Origin of the sequence: Metabacillus dongyingensis, assembly GCF_019933155.2 — a bacterium.
GTDB classification, from domain to species: Bacteria; Bacillota; Bacilli; order Bacillales; family Bacillaceae; genus Bacillus_P; species Bacillus_P dongyingensis.
The window spans coordinates 1204013-1227525 of sequence record NZ_CP082944.1 but is presented as its reverse complement, the minus strand read 5'-3'; the positions used below and the strand labels follow the sequence as shown (position 1 = coordinate 1227525).

The following is a 23513-nucleotide window of genomic DNA, read 5'->3' as shown; positions in this document are numbered from 1 at the left end:
AATTATCCTCCTCCTACAAATTGAACAATTTCAAAAACATCCCCATCATTAATAACTGTTTTCGCGTATTCTTCTTTGGCTATTATTTCTGAATTATGTTCCACGATGATGATTCTTTTGCTCACCTCATAAAAAGCAAGCAAATCTTGAACGGTGCGCACTGAAGACTGCATTTCTATCATGCTGCCATTCACTTTTATGTTCATAGTTTCACCCCTGCCGCACGGTCCATTCTAAATGCATGAACGTATTCTTCAGCTGCCGGTCGATTAAAAAATAAATCTCTGATCATTTCACCTGTTTTGGGAGCGAGCAGGATGCCATTTCGGTAATGCCCTGTTGCCACAAAGAGATTCGGTATGCCCTGATGCTTGAAAATAAATGGCTTGCTGTCGGCTGTTCCCGGCCTTAATCCTGCCCATGCACGCTGAAAAGAGGCATCTTCAATTGCCGGCATAATTTTAACTGCTTTATTCATGAGAGCAGCGATTCCTTGTACGGAAGGCTCTGTATTCCAGGTTCCTTCTTTCATCGTTGCCCCAATAACTATTGTTCCATCAAGCTTTGGCACAAGATAACAGCTTTCATGAAAAACAGTAGAAGATAGTTTTCCATCTTTCATTGTCACAGACAAACATTCGCCCTTAACAGGATGTACAAATATATTGCGTGTGAACTCCTTTATCAGCCGGCTGCTCCATGTGCCATTTGCAAGAATAAGAGCTTCGCAAAAAAACGTATCTTGAGGCGTTTCGATTTCATAGTGTGAGCCTTCAAATCTGCTGAATTTGTATACTGGTGTGTTTTCAAAGATTTTTCCGCTCATCAGCTGAATGGCTTTTGTAAAGGCTTTGCACAGCGCGGCTGGAGTAAGCTTTCCATCTTTTTCAATTTTCAGAGCCCCGTAAATCGCATCTGTTATGCCTTTTTCATATTCTTGGACTTTTTCTTTGGAATGCCATTCTACGTCCTTTTCAATTTCTGCTCTTTTTTTCAAAGAATCGGCTTCCTCAGCCGTCATTGCCAGTTTGTACATTCCATTGTATTGAAGCTGTATGTCAATTCCGCTTTCCAGCAGTAAATCATGAGCTAATTTTGGATAAAGCGCCTGGCTTTCTTTAGCAAACCTGAAAAAAGCATCATCCTTTTCAGTTTCAGTATGGGCGCCAAGCATACCCGCCGCAGCACTGGATGCTCCGCTGCCTGTTTTTCCGCTTTCAAATACCGCAACTCGAAGTCCGGCTTTCGCTAAATAATAGGCAGAGGCAAGCCCGATGACTCCTCCGCCGATAATGCCGGCATCAAATAAAGGCTTCAATGGCCCATCCCCCTTTTTAATTGATCAGCAAGTTCAAGTGCCGCATGACTTGGATGCTCCGCTGAAAAAACATAGGACATCACGGCTGCTCCCTCAATCTTTATATCTCTTAGATCAGGAATGACAGCAGGATTGATTCCTCCAATTGCAATGACTGGAATGCTGACAGATTCCGCTATTTCCGCAAGCTTGCTTATCCCTCTTGCTTCTAGACCATTTTTTGATGATGTTTGGAATACATGCCCGAAAAGGAGACGATCTGCCCCATTTTCAGCACAATATACTGCTTCAGCAGCAGTGTGGACTGAACAGCCTACCTCAAGATGCGGGAAGCGCTGTTTCACCAGTTTCACATTGAAGCTGTGCGATGGGAGCTGAACCTGATGCAAACCAGAAAGAACAGCTGCATCCACACGGTCATTCATGACAAGCTTTGATTTCGGAACCCCATTTTGATGGAGCTCTTCAATTAAGCTGATCAGTTCCCCAGCTGATTTATTCTTCTCTCTAATATGAATGGCATCTGCAGAGGTATGTATATCTGTGATGATTTTTACGAGCTCTGCAGCAGAGTGCCGTCCATCTGTGACAAGGTGCAATTTCACTTTTGCATCAGCATGGTTTGTGTCTCATCCCACGCTTCCATCTTTTCCGCCATATCCCAAAAACGATATTCATACATCGAGCTGATGAGGAAGTTTTCCTTCATCATTTGTCTCTCGTGATCGCTTGCACGCAGAGCAAGCTCGTCAAATCTTGCAATCTGCTCGAGGACAAGCTCTTTAAACCAATCACCGTGATAAGTCGCAATCCATTTCTCATAAACTTCATCACCAGGCTTGCAATCTTTCAGGTGCTCCCCGACTTCATAATAGAGCCAATAGCATGGAAGCAGAGCTGCAATGATTTCACCAAGATTTCCTGTCGCAACTGAACGGTACATATGGGAGGTGTAAGCATACGCAGTTGGCGATGGCTTAAACTCCTTCCGTTCGGTGTCTGTGATTCCAAGCAGGACAGAAAATTGCTGATGCAAAGAGAGCTCTGCTTCATAGGTTCCCTGTGAATGAACGGACATCCGGTATGTTGTATGAAGGTCAGGGGCCATCGCCCCTGCAAAAGCCTGCACTTTTGCAAAATGCGTTAAGTAATAAGAATCCTGCATCACATAGTATTTAAATTTCTCCTTTGAAAGGCTGCCTTCGCCAATTCCTTTTACAAAAGGATGTTCAAAGCTTCCTTCCCACCATTTATCTGCATACTCCCGGCATTCTTTTGAAAATGACATGTTTTGTTCCTCCTCATTTTTAGTATAAAAACGGCAAAAAACCACTTTTCGCATAGAAAAGTGGTGTATGAATAGACCTTTACACCACTTCCCTACGCTGGTTTTAGCCAGATCAGGTTCGGAGGGTCTTGAAGGCAAACTTCAATCTCAGCCCTTCTAAAAGGGCTCCCCTAGCGGTTGTTTATATATTATTTTAGAAATATTTACATGTACATCATACCATGCTCAAAGAAACTTTCAAGTCAAAATTATCAACTTTTATGGAACTCAAGCTCTTGCCTGAGCTCATCCACATATTCAGCTGATCCAGTCAGAATCAGTAAATCTCCGCGTTTCAGCTCTGTATCGCCATGCGGCACAATCGATTCATTTTCCCTGAAAATACGGACAAAAATAACGTCGCCTGTAAATGGAAAGCTGCGGAGCACCATGCCATCGTAGTGTCTGTTGTTCATTTTTATCTGATAAAGAGCTGAATCGTTATTGGTCAGAATCTTCATGATGCCAGGTGCTTCAATAAGAGCCCTCAGCAAGGTTTTGGTAGAAAGCAGAACAGAGAAGACATCAATGTCTTTCGCTCTTAGCTGCTCGTCTAATAATGGTGATGAGATGCTTGCAATCACCCGTCCAACTTCAACCTCTTTTGCAAACATGGCGATTTCAGCATTCGTATCCTCATCTCCTGCAGCAGCAATAAGGATATCAGCTTCAAATACTCCCTGGGACTGCAGGGTCTCAATTGAGTAATCTTCAAGCTCCTCAATATGAAACAATGATTCAGCGATCTGCTGTTCATTTTTATCGACATAAGTATGATACACCGTCGTATCGTACATCTTCGGATTTAACTCGCGTGTCACCGGCAGTGTCATTTGATTGGCTCCTATAAAAGCTACCTTCAGCTTCTTTTGCGAAGACAGCTGTTCAGGGAAAAGCTTCTTAAATCCAATCGGAGTAAAAATACTCGTCAGAACAGCCGTTAAAATGAGCGCACCTGACATTTGTGCATCAATCACATTTACTCTTTCTCCAATGGTAGCTGCCGCAATAACAAGGGAAAGGGTTGATGTCAGCAAAAATCCTGAAGCAAGCGTTGTTTTTGTGTCATACCATCTCTTCAGTAAATAAATCGGCACAATTTTAGAGATCAGCAAGGCAATAAACAGCAATGGGATCAGCATTAAAATTTTTGGATCCTTAAACATCGACCATACATCAAGATCGACACCAACCATAACAAAGAAGATCGGTATCAAAAATCCGTAGCCGAAGGAATCCATTTTCTGAACCATTTCTTTGTTTGGGGACAGCAGTGAGACCAGAACACCCGCTAAAAACGCTCCTAATATGTTTTCTGCCCCGATTGTTTCTGATAAGGCAACAAGGACAATGATCAGAGTGAAAATAGCCCTTGTCCCAATTTGAATCGTGCCTTTAGACATCGTTTCAATAAATGATCTGCTCTGAAAGGTTTTGCCGAGAAAATATAAAACAATTCCAGCACCAAATAACAGCAGCAGCAGCCATGTATTTGTATTTTCTCCTCCATAAATCGATGCAAACACGGCAAGCAGAATCATCGTCACTAAGTCTGCTATGACAGCAACGAGCAAGATAATCTGTCCGATATTCGACTTCATAATGCCTGCATCCTTCAGTGTAGGGACCACCACCCCGAGCGATATGGTGGAAATGATCAGCGTCATCAAGAAGGCATTTTCTATAAAACCAAAGAAAACAAACAAATACGATAAGAGCAGAGACAAGATAAAGATGCCAACAAAGACAAGAAAAGAAACGGCAAACGTATTTGGCGCTTCCTTCCCGCTCGGCAGCAATTCTTTCTTCCGTCCACCGATAAAAGCAGTGAAATCAATTTCAAGTCCGCTCAAAAACATAAGAAAAATAAAACCGAGCATGGATAGCGTTTCGAGCCACATATCCTCCTGAACAAGATTAAATCCGCTTTGCCCGATAATAATCCCCATTATAATCTCGGCAACTACAACAGGCATGACTTTAATTTTAAAGCGATGCAGCAGGAGAGGGGTTACAAAAGCGGCTAACAGTACGATAACTAGTGATGAAAAGGAATCTCCATGCACAGTATTTCCCTCCTAACTAAATCTAGATTAAATATTGCATGAACAATGTAGCCATACCAAAATAAATAAATATGGAAATAATATCATTAATCGTTGTAATAAATGGACCTGATGCAACAGCAGGGTCAACTTTGAGCCGGTGCATCACCAGCGGGACAAAAGCGCCCGCGATTGTCGAAACAGTCAGGGTTGCAAGAATGGAAATGCCTACTAAAAGTCCCAGGAAGAAATCATGCTGCCAAAAATAGACGACGCCTGTCACTAGAACTCCGCACACGGCACCATTGATAATTCCTGTACCAGCTTCTCTGGCAATAATTTTAAAATTACCGCCTTCTTCAAGGTCGCCCATCGCTATTCTTCTGACGGCTACCGCAAGTGCCTGAGTACCAGTGTTCCCCGCCATTCCGGCAATTAACGGGATAAAAACAGCAAGAATGGCCACTTTATTAAGCGTTTCTTCAAACTGTCCTATTAAATTTGCCGTTAACATTCCGAGAAATAATAGAATCACAAGCCAGGGCAATCTTTTTTTAGCGGCTGACAGAGGACCCCTGTCTATGGAATCCACATCAGATACAGCTGCAAGCTTCGAATAGTCATCAGATGCTTCTTCATCGATAACATCAACGATATCATCAACCGTTATAATTCCTAAAAGATGATTCTGAAAATCAACTACCGGCAGTGCAAGGAAATTATAATCTCTCATTTTTCTTGCTACATCTTCCTGATCTTCTCCTACAGATACGGAAAATACCCGTTCACTCATAATTTCGCCAATCATGAGATCATCATCGCTGACTATTAAATCACGAAGCGAGATAACGCCCACTAGATGCTTATCTTCATCGATTACATAAAGATAGTAAATCGTTTCAGCGTCAGGAGCTTCATGCTTTAAAATATGCATGGCCGATTTGACAGTTTGATTTGCAATAATGGCAATGAATTCCGTGGTCATGATACTTCCTGCCGTAAATTCTTCGTAATGCAGAAGTTCACGAATTTCCTGTGCAGCTTCATCATCCATGATGGTCAGATAGCTTGCTACCTGATCTTTGTTTAATTCGTTAAGCACGTCTACCGCATCGTCCGCGTACATGTGCTCAAGCATTTGTGATGCAAAACGCGGATCCATTTCGGATAAATACATTTCGTAATTGTACTCTTCATCTTCAATATTCTCAAAAAGAGCAGCCATTTCTTCAGGAGACAAATAATGATAAAGCTTCATTCGCTCCTCTTGCTCAAGCTTCACAAAGATTTTCGCCTGATCATACGGATGCTGCTCCAAAAACATGGAGCGAAACCCGTCTAAGTCTTCATTTTCCAAAGCTGTTACCAATTCCGCAGCTTCAATCTCTAATTTTTCTCTTTCATCTGACATCCAGAGTCTCCTCCTTCCCCAATCCGTTCCTATATTAAAGCCAAGACATCAAAATGTCATCAAATTGTGATACATTTTATATACATGCAGAAAACATGCGCAGCACTAGCGTTTGCGCTCTGTACTGTCGTTTTTTCCTTGTGATAAGGTAGCATGTTTTGCGATGTTTTACAAATGAATCCTTTGCAAATTCATTAATTTTCGCTAAGATTGATAAAGTGAAACTTCACTCACAGGGAGTTTATTCCCCACTGTTTGGTGGTTGAGAATAAAAAATATCATTCATTGCATTATTAGTTTTTTAATAGAAAGGGATCCATAATGAACACAGATAAATCCCCACAGCAGCAGTTAGACTACACACTTATTTTTATCATGTTTTTAATGGCGCTGACCAGTGCCATTGCGATAAGCAGTGCCCAACCTACTCTACCCGAAAAATTGCAGAATATAAACTTTGCCTTTCTTCAGCTTAGATGGTACATCATCGGTATTATCGCAGTCATCGGAACAATGGTCATTGATTTTGACCGCTTCAAACAGCTCTCATGGTATTTATATGGATTTGGGATGATTTTGCTATTGGGACTTGAAGTTCTGCCGTCGCCTATTGTAGAGCCGATTAAAGGTGCAAAAAGCTGGTATACCCTTCCTGGAATCGGTAATTTCCAGCCATCAGAACTGATGAAAATTTTTATGATTATTGTTCTTAGCAAAATCATTACTGACCACCGGGAAAAATACGCCACAAATACAGTCAGAGATGACCTGCTCCTGTTAGGTAAAGTATTTGCCGCAGCGGCACCTCCCATACTCCTGCTGATGAGACAGCCGGATACAGGGATGACAATGGTCTTTTGCGCTATTATCGGTTCATTAATTATTGTCTCGGGTGTTAAATGGAAAATCATCTTCAGCTTTATATTATCAGGTGCGGGAATGGCTGCTATTGGCGTATTTATTTTTTTCACATTTCCGGATTTCTTCAACAAGTACATTTTAGACACCAATTCTTATAAACTAGATCGTGTTTATGGCTGGCTTAATCCGTATGAATATTCCAGCGATATCGGATTTCAGCTTATCAAATCTCTTCTTGCAATCGGTTCGGGTGAGCTTTACGGAAAAGGATATCAGCAGCTTGAGGTTTACTTGCCTGAGGGGCATACAGACTTTATATTCGCCATTATCTCTGAGCAGTTCGGATTTATCGGCGGCAGTATCGTGATTTCTCTTTTCTTCCTTCTTATCTACCGGATGATTCATATTGCACTTGAGAGCAACGACCCATTCGGAAGCTTTTTATGCACAGGAGTCATCGGCATGATCACGTTTCAGGTTTTCCAAAACGTCGGCATGACCGTTGGCCTCCTTCCAATTACAGGACTCCCGCTTCCTTTTATCAGCTATGGAGGAAGTTCACTTGCAACCTACATGATTGCCATCGGCATTGTGTTGAATGTCAGATCACGAACCAGAAAGTATATGTTTGACTAATGATGAAACCCGTTTTTATAACGGGTTTTTTCTTTTATCCTGAATTCTTTTCTTTCTTTAATGGAACGATGAAGGTATATGATATTTTTGATTCTTTAAAGATATCTGCTATCATCTTAGAAAAAGAGACAAATGAGGACGGATTCAGATGAAAATTGATATTATCGGTGATATTCACGGCTGTTTTGACGAGTTTTGCGAGCTTACGGAAAAGCTTGGCTATGATTGGAATAATGGGTTTCCTGTTCACAGCACCAGAAAACTTGCTTTTGTAGGAGATCTGGCTGACAGGGGACCCCATTCTATAAAAGTAATCGAGGCCGTTATAAAAATCACTTCGAACCAAGCAGGATATTATGTGCCAGGCAACCACTGCAACAAACTTTACCGTTACATGCTCGGAAACAAAGTCCAGGTTGCACACGGTTTGGAAACGACAGCGGCAGAACTTGAAGCATTGGGAGAAGAGGAACGAAAGGATGTCTATCAGAGTTTTATGAAGCTCTACGATCAATCTCCTCTCTATCAGGTATTGGATGAGGGCAGACTGGTCATTGCCCATGCAGGAATCAGGGCTGACTACATAGGTAAAACGCACAAAAAAGTAAAAGAATTTGTGCTTTACGGGGACATAACCGGCCAGACTAACCCTGACGGAACTCCTGTCAGAAGAGACTGGGCAAAGCTTTATAAAGGTAAACCGTTCATTGTCTATGGGCATACACCAGTACGGGAAGCACGGTTTGTCGGCAATACGGTGAACATTGATACTGGAGCAGTATTTGGAGGCTATTTAACAGCGCTCAGATATCCCGAAAAAGAGATTGTCACAGTCAAATCATCTTTGCCGTATGACGAATCTAGGTTCCGGGAGATGGATTGAAGAGCCTGATATTAGGGTAAGAGTAAATCTATTTTCGATATCATCGGATTTATTTCCGATCACCACTTTTAAATATCAAAAAAACTCATGCCGTACTCAGCATGAGTCTTTCTTATTTATAACCGATTGGATATCATTCGGCAAATCAATCTTGAAGTTCATTTCTTTTTCCAAAAACGGATGAAAGAATGAAAGTTCAGCACTGTGCAGCGCCTGCCTTGATAGAAGCTGATGACTTCCCCCATATAAACTGTCGCCGCTCAGCGGATGGCCGATGTGGGACATATGAACTCTTATTTGATGCGTTCTTCCTGTTTCAAGCTTCAGGGAAACTAGTGTATTGCATTCGGAAAACGCAATAACATGGTAATGGGTAACAGCAAGCTTGCCATCATCTCTGACGGTCCGTTCTATAATGCTGTCCTCTTTCCTGCCGATTGGCGCAGAAATTGTACCCTGCTTCATCAACACTTTCCCTTCAACCAAAGCTGCGTAAGTCCGTCTGATTCCGCCCTGCTTTTGAAGAGAGGAAAACAAGGAGTGTGCGAAACGGTGCTTTGCGACAAGCATTAGCCCGGATGTATCCTTATCGAGACGGTTGACAACATGAATAGTTGCATCGATCCCTTTTTCCCCGTAATAAAAGAGCAGACCATTTGCAAGCGTCCCGCCTGGATGTTCACGCGAGGGAATTGTTGGAAGATAAGGCGGCTTATTAATAACAAGACACCATTCATCTTCATACACAATATCAAAGTTTACTTTTTCAGGAAGCATGCCTGAACTTGGCTTTTCAACAGGAAAGATGACTTTGAGCACATCTCCTGACTTAAGCTCGAAGCGGACGGTTGCATGTTCACCATTTACTAAAATGCATCCGCCTCCGAACTTGATATCGGTTAAAGCGCGCTTTGATATATTCTTTTCCTTAAGATAATCCCTTATGAGCATGCCTTCTTCAGCAGCAGGGATTGTCCATGTTAATTGAAACGCGTTCACAACTATCTTCCTCTCAGGATCCTATTCGGAAATAAATGAGTCGCGGACTCTTTTCCAGAATGGAAATGGCCTGAATCTCGCAAACCTGATTTTTTCATTGGCAACACGGCATTGAATCGATTTTACGTCTTTATGCAGAAGCGTTAAATGATCGATGGTGATTTGGAAATCAACATCATTAACCGGCTTTAATAAACAAGTATGATGATCCGGCAAAACAAGAGGAGAACCTACTGTTCTGAATACCCGGTTATTGATAGAAGCCATTTCCGCAACCTGAATCGCAGGAATTGATGGATGCAAAATAGCACCGCCAAGTGCCTTGTTGTAAGCTGTACTTCCTGATGGTGTAGATATGCAAAGACCATCTCCGCGGAAGGTTTCAAAAATCTGCCCTTTGATTTCAAGATCCATGACAAGAGAGCCTTCAATCGCTTTCACGGTACATTCATTTAAGGCAAGATAGCGTGCTTCCCGTCCTCCGTCATTATGTCTGATGATGACTTCAAGCAGCGGATATTCAACAACCTGATACGGTGTCTTTGCAATCGCAATCACAAGCTTCTCAATCTCATCCGGAACCCAGTCGGCATAAAAACCCAGATGACCAGTATGTACTCCTACAAATGCCGTTTTATCAAGCCTGCTGCGGTAGCGGTGAAAGGCATATAAAAGTGTCCCGTCTCCTCCGACTGAAATCACAATATCAGGCTTGTCCTCATCATATTCGAGATGAAAATCCATTAAATAGGCTTTCATCTTATGCATTAGTGTATTTGAAACGGTATCTCCTTTAGAAGTGACCGCAAATTTCATAACAGCATGCCCCTTTATTCATCATTTATCTTTCGTTTCTGTTTTCCTTGAAAAAATGACTTGTGCATCTCTTATTTCTCCGCGAATCTTGGACATCTCTTCATCTAAAAGAAAAGCTGCTTCTGCTGAACTTTTCAGCCTGATCTTAATGTCTTCGGGGAAATTCCCGCTGTACTTATAATTAAGAGAGTGTTCAACAGTTGCCCAAAAATTCATCGCAAGCGTTCTGATTTGAATTTCAACCAAAATGCTTTTTTCACCTGAAACTGTCTGAACAGGATATTTGGCCACTACATGGTAGGAGCGGTATCCGCTTGCTTTTTTTTGCGAAATATAATCACGTTCTTCAATGATTTCAAAATCATTCCGCTGTCTGAGCATTTCGACGACAAGCTTTATATCATCTACAAACTGGCACATCATGCGAATTCCAGCTATATCCTGCATTTCAGTCTCAAGCGCATCAAGCGAAATATTTTTGCGTCTTGCTTTATCAAGAATACTGGCAATGGGTTTAACTCTTCCTGTAACAAATTCAATCGGCGAATGGCTGCCTTCTAGTTCATATTGCGCTCTCGTTCCTCTAAGCTTTACTTTCAACTCATCAACCGCTTGATGATACGGTGCTAAAAATACTTCCCATTTTCTGCCGATCATAGCCTTCCCCCTCGTCATTTAGAAAAGCAGAAGCGCCCGATTAGCTCTGACATGGCAGAAGTATCCGGCAGAGAAGTCCGGGTATGACTTTTTTGGCGGATTTGTTCTGGCCGAGCGAGTTGGGCCACTCCGCTTGCCATCAATGCGCAAACTTTATCTTATTTATAAATCAACACTCTTTTATGTATTAGTCATCTAAACCAAATGCCTCAACGACTTTCTTTTCCATTTCTTCCCCATAGTTTGCGTTATCTTTAATATTTTCAAGCAAATAGGATAATTCATCATGGATATCTGTCAGCTCAATCGTCAATCCGTTTACATTCAGATCTACGGGGATTCCGCTGTCTAATGCAGTTTTCAGCTGCGGCCAAACTTCTGCTGGCAGGTTTGTATAAATAAAGTCTTCCTTATTATCCATTATGTAAATAAACGCCAATTGATCGGAGTCGACCAGCATCTGTCCCTTTGCAGTCAAACCATTCAAATCATTTTCTCCAAAAGGCATCGCTTTAAGTATCATTCTTTCTTGATCAAGTACGGCTTCATTCACTTCAATTCTTCGTTTCATAAAAATCTCCTTCCAAATCAATTCCACGTCTATTTTATCATATTCACCCTGTGCATGATAAATATTGAAAACCGTTTTTTTAATTGCCATAATAAATAGAAATGAGGAATCGCCCGTTCTGGGGCTGGACAACACCGAAAAGCGGAGCCCGAATGCAATGTTGCTTACCATATTAATATCTGATAACCGAAAGGACGTTATAACCATGACCCAGGAAATTGAAATTGAATATAAAAATCTGCTTACTGAAAATGAATTCTCCCGACTGACTGATTTTTTTCAAATCTCTGATGATGACTTCAGACACCAGGAAAACCATTATTTTGATACGCCGGAATTCCATCTTAAAGAGCTGGGTGCGGCCCTTCGCATTCGCTTTAAAAACGGCAGGTACGTACTGACATTAAAAGAACCTGCACCTGTCGGCCTGCTTGAAACTCACCAGGAAATTACAGAAAAAAAAGCAGCTGAGCTTCTTTCATCCGCTTCAGCTCTTCCAAAAGGCCAGGTTTTAGAACGGATACTCTCACTCGGAATCCTTTCTGAAGGCATTTCCTTCTTTGGAACTTTATCCACAAATCGTGCAGAGAAAACCTATAAAAATGGCTTAATTGTTCTTGATCACAGCCGATATATAAATAAAGAGGATTATGAGGTTGAATATGAGGTCTTGGATGCAGAAGAAGGACTGCTTGCTTTTCACGAGCTGCTCACCTCCCTGCAGATTCCTCTGCGCACAACACCAAACAAAATTAAACGTTTTTATGATCATAAACGTCAGATCGCTAATGAGAAGGAGCATAATAGTGGAAATTAACCATATGAAAGCAATGATGCAGCTTCAGGCTATACGGAGCCTGTCCCAAACGGATGAAACGTCCGAGTCCTCATCTGCGTCCATGTTCAAGGATATCTTTCAGTCTTATATTGACGGTCAGACTGAAGAAGTCCCGCCTCAATTTAAGCAAGCTGCCGTCCCCTTGACAATGCCGCACGCAAACGTAAATGTCCGTACGACACCTTCTGAACCGGCAGGCAGCAAGGAAATTGACAGCCTCATTTCTGAAATGGCAGCCAAATACAGCTTGGATGAGAAACTGATCAGAGCCGTCATTTCTCAAGAGTCGGGTTTCAACCCTAATGCCAAGAGTGCTGCAGGGGCTGCAGGACTTATGCAGCTTATGCCAAAAACGGCACAGTCACTTGGCGTTTTGAATTCTTTTGACCCCGCTCAAAACATTGAAGGCGGAACAAAGTATTTAAAGCAGATGCTAACGAAATACAATGGTGATATCCCACTTGCTCTTGCAGCATATAACGCCGGGTCTGGAAATGTTGATAAGTACGGCGGCATTCCCCCGTTTAAAGAAACACAAAACTACGTACAAAAAATTACTGCTTCCTATTTTGCTTAATAAAGGAGCTGATTTAAAGCGAAAGCGGCTTTAAATCAGCTCCCTTTATCATTTCATAGAAAGAAGCCCTGCACATATACTAAGAAAAGCGGTAGCAGCGTCAGATCCCATCTGACCTTTGATATAAGCTATGGAGCTGGAGATATACTCCTGGAGACTAAATAAATACTGAGACTAAAAAAAGGCTTATCGCCCATTTTCCATCTTGATTATATGGATTAGAATATAACATGACCTGTATTATCTTAAACAAGATATTCTTTTCAAGGCAGTTTGTTTGAGCAATGTTAGGTCAATTGTTACAATAAGCTTATCTTATTAATAAAGGAGATCACAGGCATGGCTGATCAATTTGCAACACCATATGAAGCGATTGGGGAAGATACACTTTCGCAGCTGGTTGATGCCTTCTATCATAAAGTACACAAGCATCCTCTGCTCTCTCCGATTTTTCCAGATGATTTGTCGGAAACAGCTAGAAAACAAAAACAATTTTTGACGCAATACTTAGGCGGACCGTCTTTATATACAGAAGAACATGGACATCCCATGCTGCGGGCAAGACATTTACCCTTTCAAATTACCCCTGCAAGAGCCGGGGCATGGCTTTCTTGCATGGAAGAAGCTATGGATGAATTAGACCTTGATGAACGATTTCGGGAATGGTTTTTTGAACGGCTGGAACTGACAGCCCAGCACATGGTTAACACTCCAGATGAAAAACAGCAGCCGAAGGGTTCTCCGCAATGATGATTCAGCACAGTGAGAATCAAAAATCAGCTCCATTTTTCTCTCACTGTCAGGGCAATTCAAAAAAACCGCTCGAAATCTATATCTTCATCGACCCACTATGCCCTGACTGCTGGGCACTTGAACCGATCATAAAAAAACTGCTGATTGAATATGGGAGATTCTTTACACTAAAACATATTATCAGCGGACGCATCAAAACGCTTAACCAGATAAAACGGAAAAATCCGGCAAATCTTGCGCAAGCCTGGGAAAAAACAGCCAGTTTAACTGGGATGTCCTGTGATGGGATACTAAGATCTGAAAGTTCGATTTCATCTCCATTTGCAGCTTCGCTTGCGATAAAATCAGCAGAACTTCAGGGCAGAAAAGCAGGTATCCGCTATTTGCGGAAACTTCAGGAAGTCTTATTTCTTCAAACAAAGAATATTGCAGAAGAGAAAGTTCTTGTACAAATTGCACAAGAAGTCGGCCTTGATGCTGATGAGTTTGTAAAAGATCTTCATTCAGCCAGTGCCGCCAAAGCGCTGCAATGTGATTTAAAAATATCTGCGGAAATGGACGTTCAGGAAAATCCTACACTCACTTTCTTTAATCAGAATGTTGATCAGGAAGGGCTGAAAATCAGCGGGTATTATCCTTATGAAATGTATGTTGGCATCTTATCAGAAATGCTCGGGGATGTACCGAAGCCATCTCAAGCACCGCCGCTTGAAATCTTTTTAAGCTATTTTCAATTTGTCGCTACAGCCGAGATTGCGGCAGTTTACAATATGACGGCAGAAGACGCGGAAAAGGAAATGAAAAAGTATTTGCTTGCTCAAAAGGTTGAGCGCGTGCCAGTGAAGCATGGTACGTTCTGGAGATACATTGGATAAAAAAGAAAGAAATCCGGTACAATTTCCTGTACCGGATTTCTTCTTTTTTAACCTGAAAACGTTTACTTTATTATTCTTAAAAAGACTCCGCACGGGTAATACGGAGTCTTCTGTATGTCTTAACGACAACAAAGGGGATGGGAGAAATTTTTCACGGTCAAACAAAGGGGTAAATGTTTGTTTGTGATTGATTTCACATCTATAATATATCAGAAATTGTCGAGTTATGACAACCCATTGAAACTCATTTCACAAATTTGTCACAAACATAAATACAGAATGGCTTTCATATTTTTTAGAAAGGACAAACAAGGAGGATTTCAAATTGAACAGCAGCCTTCCCCTGATTATCAGTATCATTCTGCTTATTATTAGTTTTTTTCTTAATATACTTGGATTAATGGAGATGTTTCCATTGCTGGTATCGTCCCCGCTTTTGTTTATTTCAATCTTTGTGACACTATATTTAATGAATCACCGGAAAACTTTTAAGGGGTTTTAGCCGCGGCTCTGTATACTGATTAAATTCAATCGATACCAGTATTTTGGCCAGCTCTTTCAAGCCATCATTTTCAAGCGGAATTTGTTAATTTTTTAGCCGATTATCAAGCTTCTCCCAGAAATATTAAGTAACATTTAGCTGAACCGTTTTTTGAACAGAAAAACAGCGGTCATTTAATAGTACTTTTAAGGCTTTTTTATTCTCTTCCCGCCTTCTGCAGATACTAAAAAAGAATGCAGCTCCCAGGCTGCATTCTTCTTATTTTACTCTGACAAAAGCTGCTCCATCTCATTCAGCTTCTCTTCAAATACCTTCAATGCTTCTTCAATTGGCTGGGGCGATGTCATATCCACGCCTGCTTTTTTCAGCACTTCAATCGGATAATCCGAGCTTCCTGATTTGAGGAACTCAAGGTAGCGCCGGACCGCAGGCTCTCCTTCTTCAAGGATCTGCTTGCTGAGTGCAGTTGCTGCACTGTATCCAGTTGCATACTGATACACGTAGTAATTGTAGTAGAAATGTGGAATTCTTGCCCATTCCAGGCCTATTTCTTCGTCCACTGCCAAGTGTTCACCAAAGTATTTTTTGTTCAGATCATAATATAGCTTCGTTAATAGATCTGGGGTCAGCGGTTCGCCTTCCTGTGCTTTTTTATGAATCGTATGTTCATACTCAGCAAACATCGTTTGACGGAATACTGTGCCTCTGAATCCTTCTAAATAATGATTTAAGAGATAAAGCTGTTTTTTCTTATCATCAATGGTTTTTAACAGATAATCATTCAATAACGCTTCGTTGCATGTAGACGCAACCTCTGCTACGAAGATTGAATAATGTCCATATTGATACGGCTGAGATTTTCTTGTGTAATAACTGTGCACGGAGTGACCGAATTCATGGGCCAATGTAAAGAGATTGTTCACATTATCCTGCCAGTTCATCAGGATATATGGGTTTGTTCCGTAAGTTCCAGAAGAGTAGGCACCGCTTCTTTTCCCTTTGTTTTCGTGCACATCAACCCAGCGGTTTTCAAAGCCTTCATTCAAGATAGCCAGGTAATCCTCGCCAAGCGGAGCAAGACCTTTCAGCAAATAGTCCTTTGCTTCAGCATAAGGAATTTTCATCTTGACGTCTTTCACAAGCGGTGTGAAAAGGTCATACATATGAAGCTCATCAAGTCCGAGCACTTTTTTGCGGAGCTCGATGTACTTATGAAGCAGGTGGAGATTATCGTTTACCGTCTTAACGAGATTCTCATACACTTCTTCAGGAATATTATTATTGCTGAGGGCTGCTTCGCGTGCTGACTGATAATTTCTTACTGTTGCGTAGAAGTTATCTTTTTTAATCGCTCCGCCAAGCGTGCTTGCAAATGTGTTCTTATATTTATCATATGTGTTGTATACCGCTTTAAAAGCATCTTGCCTAACTCTGCGGTCTTCACTTTCTAAAAATCGGATATAGCGGCCGTGGGTTACTTCTACCTCTTCGCCGTCCTCATCTTTTATTGAAGGAAATTCAAGATCTGCATTATTCAGCATGCCGAATGTATTGCTTGATGATCCCAATACATCTGAAGCCTGCGCTAAAAGGGCTTCCTGCTCTGCAGATAATACATGCGGACGCTGGCGGTTAATTTCGTCTAACGTATGCCCGTAAACCTTCAGCTCTTCTTTTTCATTTAAGAAGCCTTTAATTTTCGCTTCATCCATTGATAGGATTTCAGGTATAATGTAGGACGAAACACTGCTCGCCTGTGTGTAAAGGTTTGATGCACGGTCATTTAAGCCCTGATAGTGTGAATCCCCTGTGTCTTGATCGTATCTCATGTGGGCATATGTATAAAGCTTTCCTAATCTCTCCATCACAGCATCCTGATATGTAAGTGCTTCTAGAAAACCATCAGCTGAATCTCCGAGTTTGCCCTTGAATTCTCCAATTTTAGGCAAGGAAGCTTTCACTTCTTTAAACTCCGCTTCCCAAGCTTCATCATTTTCAAAAATATCCTCAAGTTTCCATGTATCTTCGACGGCGATGTCCGTTCTTTTCGGCAATGTTTTAACGGCTGTTTGTTCTGCCATAGTTATCCAAATCCCCCTTTTAACATGATTAACCCAATAATATTCTATATTTTCTTGCAAATCAATCTAAGAGTCTTGCTATTTTCCCTGCATATCAGACAAGTCCTGACGGCTGTCGACATCCTTCTCTCCATTTTCGCGCATCGACTTCGTCATCAGGTATGCAATGGCTCCTGTGCTGACAGCTGTTAAGGTGTAATCAAACAAATTGCTTTTCCTTCTTTTTTTATAAAACATCATCATTCCTCCATTCATATTCACTCTTTCATAGGTTGCTTCGTCCTTACCCTGTTCATACAAATCATTTATATTGAGTAAATAGCTTCATAACAAGCTCATCTCTCTTTAATAAATCAGCAGGTTTACTCTGCCATGTAATTTCTTTTTGTTTCACATATTTGTTTTTATTTACACGCTGAAGCATGCCCATAAACGATAATGCCTCCAAATATTCAAGAATCGGTGCCCCAATAGTAAGATGCTTTAAATGTGTTAGATCACGGACTTTAGTTGAAGGATCTGCCCTTATTTCCCTTGTAACCTCTTCAAGAGTAAAAACTGTGTGTGTTTGGATCTGATCTATGAACAAGAGAATTTTGGTTTGCCAAAGGCAAATGCGGGAATCAAACAGATAGCTGGTTTTGATTGGAAGAAAGGCTTCAGCAGGAAGGTGGGAAAGCGGAGTCTGCTTCTTTTCATAAAGTTCTTTCTGAAGCAGGATCATTTCCCTCTGAAGATGTACAGCCGGTTTTAAACGATGTGATTTGATGAGGTGAATCCACTTTGAAAGATGGGACTTAATAGAATGCGTTTTTGGACTTTGAAGATCAGAAATGGCGGTTTGATTTAGAGGCAAATATCTTGGAATGGAGAAGAAGACTTGTTTTGAAAAAGGAATGAGGTGTTCAATCAGAAGGAATGCCTGCACTTTTGAACAATACGTAGGGATAAACGGCGGATCGAGCGGGTCTTCACCTGCTCTTGCAAACAGCCACTGAAAAGGGGAAATGCGAAAGGTATGACTGCTTAACCGTGCAGTATTTTTACCGCCTAATATCCACATCTCATTAATCCCTGCTTTTTTATATTGGCTGGTTCTTTTTGAAAAAAGAGAAGCAGGCATCACTGAGCATTGATATTCTACAGCTGTGTATTTATTCCTGTTTTTAAAAAGCACATCAGGGCGCTGAGAAATACTTGGGAGGTATTGTTCGAGCTCTGCACTTTGGACTCCTTGCCCCTGAAGCCACTTATAAAGCTGGAGCTTCCCATACAGATGGTACTCGCTTTCAGGCTCAGTCTCTATGGAACACGTTTTATTTTTTTTGTGTGCAAAATGATGGACTTTAATGCTGCCAATCTTTAAATCAAGCGGATTTTCACACACTGTACAGTAGAAGGCTTCTTTCCTTCTTAATTGCATAAGGATCTTTGCTTCCCATTGCTTGTCCGAAAGATTAATCATAGTTCCTTTGCCGGTTTTGGCAACTAGCATAACTTTGCATCAGCTCCTTTGTTATGATCTTCTTCATTATATAAAAAGTTTCCTTATTAAGGAATCTGTTTTTATAACAAAAGCGCAAGTTGGCCGATATTTTCTGGCCGGAGATCTGCGCTTGCGCTAGCCATATAAGCACGTAAATTTTATCAATACGACCAAAAAAAGACATGCCATTTACGGCATGTCTCCTTAAATTATAACAAGGGGGAAAGCAGTCTGGACATTGATTCATAAAGCTTCTGCCTGAATGGGCGATTGTTGAATTCATCCATGATAATTTCATGAGATACTTTGAGATCACGCTCATACTCATCGACAAGCTTTTGCGTGCTTCTTGTCCGGTAAAGAAAGGCATTCACTTCAAAATTCAAATGGAAGCTTCTCATATCCATATTTGCAGTTCCTATAGAAGCAAGCTCATAATCAACAATGACAATCTTGCTGTGCATAAAGCCTTCTTCATATTCGTAAATTTTCACACCAGCTTCAAGCAATTCCAGGAAATAAGACCTTGAAGCATAGAAGACAATTTTTTTATCTGGACGCTTCGGCACAAGCAGCCTTACGTCTACACCGCTCAATGAAGCTACCTTTAAGGCTGAAAGAATATCTTCATCCGGTACAAAGTAAGGAGATGCGATCCAGATGGAATCTTTGGCAGATGTAATCATCGAGAAGAACAGATTCTTAATGACCTCCCATTTGTTATCAGGTCCGCCAGCAATTATCTGTACGCCTCCTTCATGCTCTTCAAGCTTAACAGAAGGAGTCATATATTCCTTCTTCACAATATTTTCTCCCGTCATGTAATACCAATCCTGAAGAAAGATCATTTGCAGCGTGCGGACGGCTTCGCCCCACACCATTAAATGGGTATCACGCCAAAAACCGAAAAACTCATTCTTGCCTAAATATTCATCACCGACATTCAAGCCGCCGACAAACCCGACAGTTCCATCGATGACTATGATTTTTCTGTGATTGCGGAAATTGACTTTGTTATTCAAAAAGGGCATTTTCACAGGTAAGAATGAAACAACATCAATGCCTGCCTGCTGCATTTCTTTAATGTACGCCTTTGATAATTTCCAGCTTCCGACTGAATCATATAAAAAGCGAACCTCTACGCCTTCTTTCACTTTCTTTATCAAAGCATCCTTTAATTTGTTGCCGACTTCATCGTGCCTGACAATATAATATTCAAGATGGATGTGATGCTCAGCCTTCTCAATTTCCCCGAAAATATGATTAAATGTCTCATTGCCATTCGTCAAGGCTTTCGTCCTTGTAGCAAATGAAATTGGAGTATGTCCAAGGCGATGCGCTAAATTAAAAAGCATTTGCTGATGGTCGCCCATTAAATCAATCTTATCCTCATAAGACGATTGATTACCTTCAATTTCAAACATGATTTTTTCATCAACCAGCGCTTTTCGGTCAAATAACTTCTTCTTTCTCACATTGCGTCCAAATACAAGGTAAAATAAAAAGCCGATCAGCGGAAAACTTCCAAGAACGACAAGCCATGTAATCGTTTGAGAGGGTTTCCGGTTTTCAAGAAAAATGACAAATCCGATAAAGATAACTGAAAATGCAAAGAGAACAGTGGTAGCTGTAATCATCCATTCACTTGAAATACTGCCCGTAAAATTTTGAATTATGTAGATAAAAAAACCAATAATAATTGCAAACAAAAGCACTCGAACCGTATTTTTCATGTTTTACCCCTGACTTTTATAAAAGGTTCTTTAGTATTAGCGATAACTGCGGATGCTTATACAAAAAAATTGTCCGAAAACAGCCTGTATAAAATTTAATGCTAAAAAAAGCCGACTTCAAACTTCATGAAATCGGCATTTCTTACTTTTTAGCTAAAATGTTTCTTAACAACGTCAAGAGCTTCATTCGCAATAATTTCCTTGCCGTATTCCGTGACTCGGTGAATGGTCATGCGCGATTCTTGTCCATACTCGAGAATAATACTCAGCATATTCTCAATGTCTTCATCTGAATGCTGCTCATCAAACTCTACATATAGGTAGTAGTTTTTATCCAGTGAGTAAAGTGAATTGACAAATCCGCTAACAGGAACTTGTGCTAAAGCAATAATATGTTCAAAATCATTAAATTTTATCAGAAATTGCAGCTGCTGCTCTTCTTCCTCCGCCGAACCGTCTGATTTATCATCAAGATCATCATTAAAGTGCTGATCTAAAATAGATTCAATGTTCTCATCGACCGGTAATTCCCTCACTTTATCCTCAGATAAAGGAAGTTCAATTTTCTGGCCGTCTTTTGACAGCTGAGCTCTTGTTACAATGACTTCTAAGCCTTTATCGAGAGCCTGAACCTGAATCCATAGCGGCCCTTCCACCATGAAGTCTTCCTCGTCGTGAACTTCATCCATCATTTCCCAAAATAACTCTTCACTTCTTTCGCGGTTGTACCAGATTTCATCTCTGTCAAAACCGCGTTCCTCTATATCAAGATATGAAATATAAAACTTTACGGTATATTCATTAATACGTTCTATCTCCATCTTTACAACCTTCCCTTCTATATATGATGGTGAAGGGACAACTAAACCCCTAAATAAGTTGCACTTTTCTACACTTTACCCAAATCAGCAGCTATTTAATCGTCAGCGCAACGCATCATTAGCTTATAAAACTTGTCTTGAAAATGAGACTTGCCTTTCAAGATTCTTGTACTCCTATTTTATGATAAAACAGCTCCGAATGAAATAAAAAAACCTTGAATTTACAAAAACAGTTATTTACCTATATAGAATGGCTCATAATTCAAAGATCGCTTCATATATATGGTACGAGCAGTCAATAACAGGGAAAGAGGTACTTAAATGGAACAGGAATTTCTCATGTCTTTGATTATGATTATCGGCATTGATTTGCTCCTTGGAGGAGATAACGCGATCGTTATTGCAATGGCAAGCCGAAATCTGCCCCCTAAACAGCGAAAAAAAGCAGTCATTTTAGGAACGGTCTTCGCAATAGGGGTTCGCATCATGCTTACTTCAGTCGCAGTCTATTTATTCCAGATTCCTTTTGTGCAGCTGATTGGCGGGATTCTGCTCCTCTATATCGCCTATCACTTAATTGTAGGAACTGAGGAAAAAGAAGAAGAAATAAAAAGCCATCAATCTTTGAGAAAAGCGGTTCAGACGATTGTACTGGCTGATATGCTGATGGGAATGGATAATGTCATTGCGGTTGCCGGGGCAGCTAATGGCCAGACATTCCTAGTGATAATCGGCTTGTTAATCTCGATCCCGATCATGATTTGGGGCAGCAATCTCATTCTAACAATATTAGACAAATATCCTGCTCTCATTTATATCGGTGGAGGAATGCTTGCTTATACGGCAGGCAAAATGATTATCCATGAACACAAGCTTGCGCCAATATTCCATACTCATCCAAGCATGGGGGTCATGCTTCCTTATTTGCTCATTTTGTTTTTGATTTTATCTGGCTTCATTTATCAGCGCATAGAAAAAAACGAAAACCTTCCTTAACAGCTAAGGAAGGTTTTCTATGGGTTATGATTCATTAACTGAAATTCACTAAACGCTGTGCTTCACGCAGCTGATATGTGCGTACCTTTCTAGGCAAGAAGCGTCTGATTTCATCTTCATTGTATCCGACCTGCAATCGCTTTTCATCAATGATGATAGGGCGTCTTAATAGGCCTGGGTGCTCCTGAATCAGATCATAAAGATCTTGAAGAGGCATTGTTTCAACATTTACGTTCAATTTTTGAAAGATCTTTGAACGAGTAGAAATGATTTCATCTGTTCCATCTTCAGTCATGCGCAAGATTTCTTTAATCTCGTCAACTGATAGCGGCTCAGAAAAAATGTTGCGCTCTGTATATGCGATTTCATGTTCTTCTAACCATGCCTTCGCTTTACGACAAGAAGTACAGCTTGGTGAAGTATATAACGTTACCATAAACCTTTCACTCCTTTTTGTGTAAAATGAGCAGACTGCTTATAATAGTAATAAGTATTACTTTGCTTTTAAATTGAAATTACTACAATTAAGTAATATCTATAACGAATTATACTATAGAAAAGTAAGTAAGTATACACTTTTTAAATACAAATGTTTGACAAAACAGTTACAATTCCGTAAATATTGGAGGATTATATGTAATACTTTTATCAAATTCACTCAGAATCCCTGTTCTTTCAACATTATTTATCCCTCTGAATTCGGTCATCTGATTCTCAATTAATCCAGTCCATCGAAAATATCTTTCTGATTATCCTGCTCCTGCATGGATAAAACTTCCTGTACATCCTGATATTCTTTTCCGTAAAATTCTTTATCTTTATAAGTATGAATCATTAAGTATGTTTTTTTCATTGCTTCATAAATTAATTCTTCTGAAGAATCTTCAGGGGACCAATAAAGAATTTCCATTGCATTCACTTCGTTTGTAGCAAGCGACTTTCTTCTGTATCCGATTGATTTTGCATGCTGAAATCCTTCTCGCTGATAGAACTTTAAGCGCTTGCCCGTATCAAGAATATCTTCATCCACGGGTTCCACCTCTAGAATAATTGGTTTTCCTAATTCTTTTAAATTTGAAATAAGCTTATGTCCGAGACCCTGTCCTCTTGCTTTTTTCGATACAAACAAGTAATCAATAAAGATGAAATCTTCTAATTCAGCATACATAAGAACATGATATTCCCCTTCATCTTTATGATAAATATCACCCCGCTCTTTCAAAAGAGTTTCAATGTGTTCTTTAGATTTCATTTCCTCAATAGGAAAGTATTGATTTAATTTCTCATACCAGTTCATTGACCCGCTCCTTGCACGTTTTTACGTTCA

At 40.5% G+C, this 23513-nt stretch carries 25 protein-coding genes and 1 riboswitch; of the genes, 8 read left to right on the top strand and 17 right to left on the bottom strand.

The window, feature by feature from the left end; genetic code table 11:
- Window positions 1-2: 2 nt before the first annotated feature.
- The 6 genes from thiS to mgtE all read right to left on the bottom strand — a co-directional run bounded on the left by thiS (window position 3) and on the right by mgtE (window position 6101).
- Window positions 3-206, bottom strand: coding sequence for a sulfur carrier protein ThiS (thiS, locus tag K8L98_RS06040; protein ID WP_223440431.1), 204 nt, complete (start codon window positions 204-206; stop codon window positions 3-5).
- Window positions 203-1318 (bottom strand): glycine oxidase ThiO, encoded by a 1116-nt coding sequence (thiO, locus tag K8L98_RS06035; protein ID WP_223440429.1) that lies wholly within the window; start codon window positions 1316-1318, stop codon window positions 203-205. Before thiO ends, thiS begins: the two co-directional genes overlap by 4 nt.
- Complete coding sequence (gene tenI / locus K8L98_RS06030) at window positions 1315-1923, bottom strand: thiazole tautomerase TenI (protein WP_223440427.1); 609 nt, start codon at window positions 1921-1923, stop codon at window positions 1315-1317. Before tenI ends, thiO begins: the two co-directional genes overlap by 4 nt.
- Complete coding sequence (tenA, locus tag K8L98_RS06025; RefSeq protein ID WP_223440425.1) at window positions 1920-2606, bottom strand: thiaminase II; 687 nt, start codon at window positions 2604-2606, stop codon at window positions 1920-1922. The genes tenI and tenA overlap by 4 nt, the downstream gene beginning before the upstream one ends.
- 72 nt (window positions 2607-2678) lie before the next feature.
- Window positions 2679-2788: riboswitch (TPP riboswitch) on the bottom strand.
- Between the two features lie 69 nt (window positions 2789-2857).
- Window positions 2858-4711: a monovalent cation:proton antiporter family protein gene (locus K8L98_RS06020; RefSeq protein WP_223440423.1), complete on the bottom strand. Its 1854-nt coding sequence runs from the start codon at window positions 4709-4711 to the stop codon at window positions 2858-2860.
- Window positions 4712-4733: 22 nt separating this feature from the next.
- The gene (gene mgtE / locus K8L98_RS06015) at window positions 4734-6101 is read right to left on the bottom strand and encodes a magnesium transporter (RefSeq protein ID WP_223440421.1); all 1368 of its coding nucleotides are present in this window, start codon (window positions 6099-6101) and stop codon (window positions 4734-4736) included.
- A 321-nt stretch (window positions 6102-6422) separates the two neighbouring features.
- Here mgtE and K8L98_RS06010 point away from each other — a divergent pair, with 321 nt between their 5' ends.
- Window positions 6423-7598, top strand: coding sequence for an FtsW/RodA/SpoVE family cell cycle protein (locus K8L98_RS06010; RefSeq protein WP_223440420.1), 1176 nt, complete (start codon window positions 6423-6425; stop codon window positions 7596-7598).
- Window positions 7599-7746: 148 nt separating this feature from the next.
- Window positions 7747-8481 (top strand): bis(5'-nucleosyl)-tetraphosphatase PrpE, encoded by a 735-nt coding sequence (gene prpE, locus K8L98_RS06005; RefSeq protein WP_223440419.1) that lies wholly within the window; start codon window positions 7747-7749, stop codon window positions 8479-8481.
- Window positions 8482-8577: 96 nt separating this feature from the next.
- On the opposite strand, the gene K8L98_RS06000 is transcribed toward prpE, so the two are convergent.
- From K8L98_RS06000 to K8L98_RS05985, 4 genes are all read right to left on the bottom strand, one after another.
- Complete coding sequence (locus K8L98_RS06000; protein WP_223440418.1) at window positions 8578-9480, bottom strand: RluA family pseudouridine synthase; 903 nt, start codon at window positions 9478-9480, stop codon at window positions 8578-8580.
- Window positions 9481-9501: 21 nt separating this feature from the next.
- Window positions 9502-10296, bottom strand: a complete 795-nt coding sequence (locus K8L98_RS05995) for an NAD kinase (RefSeq protein ID WP_223440417.1) — start codon at window positions 10294-10296, stop codon at window positions 9502-9504.
- 21 nt (window positions 10297-10317) lie between these two features.
- Window positions 10318-10953, bottom strand: a complete 636-nt coding sequence (yjbM, locus tag K8L98_RS05990) for a GTP diphosphokinase (RefSeq protein WP_223440415.1) — start codon at window positions 10951-10953, stop codon at window positions 10318-10320.
- Window positions 10954-11140: 187 nt separating this feature from the next.
- The gene (locus tag K8L98_RS05985; RefSeq protein WP_223440413.1) at window positions 11141-11524 is read right to left on the bottom strand and encodes a UPF0738 family protein; all 384 of its coding nucleotides are present in this window, start codon (window positions 11522-11524) and stop codon (window positions 11141-11143) included.
- A gap of 205 nt (window positions 11525-11729) precedes the next feature.
- Between K8L98_RS05985 and K8L98_RS05980 the strand changes: the two genes are divergently transcribed.
- The 5 genes from K8L98_RS05980 to K8L98_RS05960 all read left to right on the top strand — a co-directional run bounded on the left by K8L98_RS05980 (window position 11730) and on the right by K8L98_RS05960 (window position 15069).
- Complete coding sequence (locus K8L98_RS05980) at window positions 11730-12341, top strand: CYTH domain-containing protein (RefSeq protein WP_223440411.1); 612 nt, start codon at window positions 11730-11732, stop codon at window positions 12339-12341.
- Window positions 12331-12939, top strand: coding sequence for a lytic transglycosylase domain-containing protein (locus K8L98_RS05975; RefSeq protein ID WP_223440410.1), 609 nt, complete (start codon window positions 12331-12333; stop codon window positions 12937-12939). The genes K8L98_RS05980 and K8L98_RS05975 overlap by 11 nt, the downstream gene beginning before the upstream one ends.
- 339 nt (window positions 12940-13278) lie before the next feature.
- Window positions 13279-13689, top strand: a complete 411-nt coding sequence (locus tag K8L98_RS05970) for a globin domain-containing protein (protein ID WP_223440408.1) — start codon at window positions 13279-13281, stop codon at window positions 13687-13689.
- On the top strand, window positions 13686-14567 hold the full coding sequence (locus K8L98_RS05965; RefSeq protein ID WP_275976740.1) for a ClpXP adapter SpxH family protein: 882 nt from the start codon (window positions 13686-13688) through the stop codon (window positions 14565-14567). The genes K8L98_RS05970 and K8L98_RS05965 overlap by 4 nt, the downstream gene beginning before the upstream one ends.
- Window positions 14568-14910: 343 nt before the next feature.
- A complete protein-coding gene (locus K8L98_RS05960; RefSeq protein ID WP_223443210.1) occupies window positions 14911-15069 on the top strand; it encodes a hypothetical protein in 159 nt (52 codons plus the stop codon).
- 263 nt (window positions 15070-15332) lie between these two features.
- Here the strand turns inward: K8L98_RS05960 and pepF are convergent, their stop codons facing one another.
- The 5 genes from pepF to mecA form a co-directional block, all read right to left on the bottom strand.
- On the bottom strand, window positions 15333-17150 hold the full coding sequence (gene pepF, locus K8L98_RS05955) for an oligoendopeptidase F (protein WP_223440407.1): 1818 nt from the start codon (window positions 17148-17150) through the stop codon (window positions 15333-15335).
- 78 nt (window positions 17151-17228) lie between these two features.
- Window positions 17229-17387, bottom strand: coding sequence for a hypothetical protein (locus tag K8L98_RS05950; protein ID WP_223440406.1), 159 nt, complete (start codon window positions 17385-17387; stop codon window positions 17229-17231).
- A gap of 64 nt (window positions 17388-17451) precedes the next feature.
- Complete coding sequence (locus K8L98_RS05945; RefSeq protein WP_223440405.1) at window positions 17452-18645, bottom strand: competence protein CoiA; 1194 nt, start codon at window positions 18643-18645, stop codon at window positions 17452-17454.
- 200 nt (window positions 18646-18845) lie between these two features.
- The gene (gene cls / locus K8L98_RS05940; RefSeq protein ID WP_223440404.1) at window positions 18846-20369 is read right to left on the bottom strand and encodes a cardiolipin synthase; all 1524 of its coding nucleotides are present in this window, start codon (window positions 20367-20369) and stop codon (window positions 18846-18848) included.
- 149 nt (window positions 20370-20518) lie between these two features.
- Window positions 20519-21190 carry an adaptor protein MecA gene (mecA, locus tag K8L98_RS05935; RefSeq protein ID WP_223440403.1) on the bottom strand — a complete coding sequence of 224 codons (672 nt, stop codon included), beginning with the start codon at window positions 21188-21190 and terminating at the stop codon, window positions 20519-20521.
- Between the two features lie 321 nt (window positions 21191-21511).
- Between mecA and K8L98_RS05930 the strand changes: the two genes are divergently transcribed.
- Window positions 21512-22186, top strand: a complete 675-nt coding sequence (locus K8L98_RS05930; protein WP_223440402.1) for a TerC family protein — start codon at window positions 21512-21514, stop codon at window positions 22184-22186.
- Window positions 22187-22220: 34 nt separating this feature from the next.
- Here K8L98_RS05930 and spxA read toward each other — a convergent pair whose 3' ends face one another.
- Window positions 22221-22622, bottom strand: coding sequence for a transcriptional regulator SpxA (gene spxA / locus K8L98_RS05925; protein ID WP_070879181.1), 402 nt, complete (start codon window positions 22620-22622; stop codon window positions 22221-22223).
- Window positions 22623-22904: 282 nt separating this feature from the next.
- Window positions 22905-23483, bottom strand: a complete 579-nt coding sequence (locus K8L98_RS05920; RefSeq protein ID WP_223440401.1) for a GNAT family N-acetyltransferase — start codon at window positions 23481-23483, stop codon at window positions 22905-22907.
- Between the last annotated feature and the right edge of the window lie 30 nt (window positions 23484-23513).